The sequence below is a fragment of the Mesorhizobium sp. L2C084A000 genome (assembly GCF_000502875.1).
Classification (GTDB): domain Bacteria; phylum Pseudomonadota; class Alphaproteobacteria; order Rhizobiales; family Rhizobiaceae; genus Mesorhizobium.
This window is the reverse complement of sequence record NZ_AYWX01000042.1, coordinates 1-3,601: the sequence shown is the minus strand read 5'-3', so window position 1 is coordinate 3,601 and position 3,601 is coordinate 1. Positions and strand designations below refer to the sequence as shown.

Below are 3,601 nucleotides of genomic sequence, written 5' to 3'. Positions count from 1 at the left end.
GTCTCACGCACGAGTTTACAAAAACGCCGTCGGCTGACCGCGCATGTGTTTGCCGGGAAGCTCGCAGTTCAGTTTGTCGTCGCGCGCCCCGCCCAAAGTCCCAGTGATAGCAGCACGAATCTTGGGCGGGCAAATCGATCAACCTGAGCGTCGATACCCTGGCCTCGAACGCGCAGCTCCGGACAGCCGAGTCAATCGGCAGATTGCGGCCACTAGCTCGTATCCACTGTAATGAACGGGTTCAGTTCTGGCGCGCGGGACGGCAGGAAGATCACCGTCATGTTCTTGGGAATTCGAGCTTTGCGGTGGTGTGCCAGCCGGCGCGATCGAGCAGCAGGGCGGCATGGGCGCGCCTGGCGACATTGCGGCTGATCTCATCGAGGTGAAATTGCGTGGCCTCTCGGTGTGGGCGAAGGGCAGCGTCAGTCCTGCTCCCGTGCCAGGCGCCGGGCAGATGGCGCCGAAAAGGATAAGCCGATTTGTAACGCTGGTCCGCTGGCTGACGGGGCCGCGTGCCTCGCCGGGCCCATTGCCGTGCTGCACGATACCGTTCTTCTGGTAGATGCGGGCTTCGTCCTGCAACCAGGTCTCGACCTGCTTGCCTTTGGGCAGGTCGGCGAGGTACGCGCCCAGCCTGGGGGGAAGTTCTTTTATACTGACCTGATGTGGTGGACGGCCTCCGCTCCCGGCATCGCAATGTGCCAAAGTGTGGCTGTCGAAAGTCACATGAGGGAGAGCCGTCCATGGAGAAGATTACCACAATTGGGGTGGATATCGCCAAGCACCTGTTCCAGGTCCACGGGATCAATGCTGCTGGCGCAACCGTGACCCGCCGTAAGCTGCGCCGCGACGATGTCGTTGGATTCTTCGAGGCTTTGCCGCCGTGCCTGATCGGTATCGAGGCTTGTGCGACAGGACACCACTGGGCTCGGGTTCTAATGGCACTGGGCCACGAGGTTCGGCTGATGCCGCCGTCTTACGTCAAGCCATATGTGAAGCGGCAGAAGAATGACGCCACTGATGCAGAGGCGATTTGCGAGGCGGTGACGCGGCCGACTGCGCTTCGTTCCGGTGAAGAGCGAGGAGCAACAGAGTGTGCTGATGCTACATCGCGTCCGCAAGCTTTTGATCCGGCAGCGGACGATGCTGGTGAACGCCTTGCGCGGCCGCTTGGCCGAGTTCGGCATCGTAACGCGACAGGGGATTGCCGGGGTCGGTATGCTGATCGCGTTGATCGAAGACGGTGATCCCGATCCCATCCCGCCGCTTGCGCGGTCCGCACTTCTTCCGCTGATCCACCAGTTGCGGGAGGTGCACGAGAAGGTCCGTGAGATGCCCCGCCAGATTCATGCGTGGCATCGCTCGAATGAGTTGAGCCGGCGCCTTGAGACAATCCCCGGAATAGGCCCGATCACTGCCAGCGCACTCACCGCGACAGTGACAGACCCATCGCTCTTCAAGTCCGACAACTGGCGGCGTGGATAGGCCTGGTGCCGCGACAGAACTCATCGGGTGGCAAGGACCGCCTCGGAAGGATCAGCAAACAAGGCGATCCCTATCTCCGCCGGCTTCTCGTTGTCGGAGCACACGCAGTGCTTCGTTTCAGCCGCAAGGCCAAAGTTGCACCTACGCGATGGGCCGCCGAGCTTCTGGTGAAGAAGCCGTACAACGTCGTCGCTGTTGCCTTGGCGAACAAGATGGCACGGATCGTCTGGGCGCTAATGACGACGGGCAGGCGCTTTGAGTCTACCGTCGCCCTTTGAAAGATCGCGAGGATGCAGAAATTGGTGAGGTTCTGATGGTGTGATGGCGAACGGTCGAGCCGGGATCGGACAAACCCGATCAGTGGGTGCCGCTTGAAAGCGCGTTGACCCGTCTGGGATCCGATCCGCGGACTACATCAGGGCCAGCGGCATGGACGCGCCGCAATCAAAGGCCGTATACATGCCTGCACCCGACCAATTGTCAGAAACGCCGAAAAGCAATAGCCACGCGGGAGCCGTCCATACATGCCACTGAACTTTCATCCAGCGGCGATTAGAGCCTCGACCGTTTCTGATCCGATACCATTCTTTGGACCGCCGGAAGGTGGAGTTTTCCGGCTGTTTCACGATGGCGGGCTGGCGGCCGGAGATCGACGTGTCCGGGACGCCGCCAGGCATTCGCGCGTCACGTCGTCGACGATGTTGAGCACGCGGAAGCGGCCGCAGGCGAACTGGTCAGGGACGAATCCAGCGAACAGCGCGCATTCGGCTTTGCCTCTCCGTAAACCTGTGCCATCTTGAAGACCGGATCAGAGCGCAGCCGGTTGGTGTCATTGCCATCCTCGTAGCCAGCGGCAATCATCTAGACGCGGAAGCCGATCATATCTGCAAAGCTGAGGATGACCTGGTGCGGGGTAGCGGGGATCGTCGATGCACCGCGCCCGACGCTCGGCGACACGCAGCCACTTTTTGGGCCAGAGCGAGAACGCCAGTGTTCTAGGATAGCACCCCGTCGCAACGGGCGACGACAGACTTGCTGCGAATACATACCCGTCGGCGGCAGCGTAGGATCATTCATGGCGGGTGTGGCTCCGGCACATGGCGCGGATCGGCCCAAGCAACCAAATCCTGCGTCATCTCAATGATTTGCTCCACATCCGCTAACTTGCCATGAAATTTTCCGGGCTAGCAATTTTTTGCCGGCTTTCGACAAATACTGTTTGCTTGGTGGACGGGAAATGCGAGGAGCCAGATCCGCATCCATTTTAAGCGGAAGTGGCAAGCGGAAAATGTCCACGCTGATCGCAGTGACGCCTTACAGTGTCGCCTCCCGTTCGCCACTTTCGAATTCAGACGAGATCACGAGGAATTTTCTCCGACCATGATTTGCAGAAGATGCGCTCGCCATTTTCGATAGCGTTGAAATCAATCTGCAAGTGGAAGTCGGTCTTGGTAGCGGTCAAAACTGTCCGCCCCTCCACTGCCGTCTGCCAGGCTCCGCGACCTCCCTCAAACCGTTCGTAGACCTCCGTGCGGACTGTAGAGGGATCATTTTCGGCAACCGAAAAGATCATATGCTTTGCGTGCCCAACAACCGTGCCGATCGGATCGAGGCGCACTGAGCCATCATCCCGTTTGACTGTGACGGTGACCTGCCTCGACAATGGGTCAATGTGAACGAACCGCTCGACGTTGCCGGGTTTCAGCACCGTGGTAGCCATTAGCGGAAAACCCTCCGGCACGTCAAAGGCTTGCAGCTCGTCGTCACTCGGCTGAGGCATTCTGATCGGCAGATGCAAATGGCTGGCTTGCGCCTGTAAGGTCAATGTGGCGCGCTCCGGCGCCGGCAATGCAATTGGCCAGTAGGCAGTGGAAATAGAGAGCCGGATCCGGTGGCCCGAGGGGAAAGAATAGCCGATCTCATTCATCGCAAGAGAAATTCGATATGATCGTCCAGCCTCCATCGGCTGCAGGTTTTCGTGGCTGTCGCGGTGCGACAGATTGAGCAATCCGTAGGTGACCCGTGTGACTTCACCTGACGGGCCTACATCGCAGAGACGTGCTGCGAGGATCGCGGTGGGCTTGTCGCAAGTGATCTCCAATTCAAGAAGGGGCGC

2 protein-coding genes and 3 pseudogenes are annotated in these 3,601 nt (G+C 59.6%); 2 read left to right on the top strand and 3 right to left on the bottom strand.

The features are described from left to right. Positions 1 to 236: 236 nt before the first annotated feature. Positions 237 to 612, bottom strand: a pseudogene (locus X735_RS1000000168505) (transposase); the annotation flags it as partial. 131 nt (positions 613 to 743) lie between these two features. Between X735_RS1000000168505 and X735_RS1000000170485 the strand changes: the two are divergent. Together X735_RS1000000170485 and X735_RS1000000170480 are read left to right on the top strand one after the other, a co-directional pair. Then, positions 744 to 1,247: a transposase gene (locus tag X735_RS1000000170485; RefSeq protein WP_348625615.1), complete on the top strand. Its 504-nt coding sequence runs from the start codon at positions 744 to 746 to the stop codon at positions 1,245 to 1,247. Then, positions 1,144 to 1,656, top strand: a pseudogene (locus tag X735_RS1000000170480) (transposase). Before X735_RS1000000170485 ends, X735_RS1000000170480 begins: the two are co-directional and overlap by 104 nt. A 464-nt stretch (positions 1,657 to 2,120) precedes the next feature. Here the strand turns inward: X735_RS1000000170480 and X735_RS1000000169175 are convergent. After that, a pseudogene (locus X735_RS1000000169175) lies at positions 2,121 to 2,262 on the bottom strand (IS3 family transposase); the annotation flags it as partial. 571 nt (positions 2,263 to 2,833) lie between these two features. After that, positions 2,834 to 3,601: CocE/NonD family hydrolase C-terminal non-catalytic domain-containing protein (locus X735_RS135880; RefSeq protein WP_023814468.1), on the bottom strand; the 768-nt coding region annotated here is incomplete at its 5' end.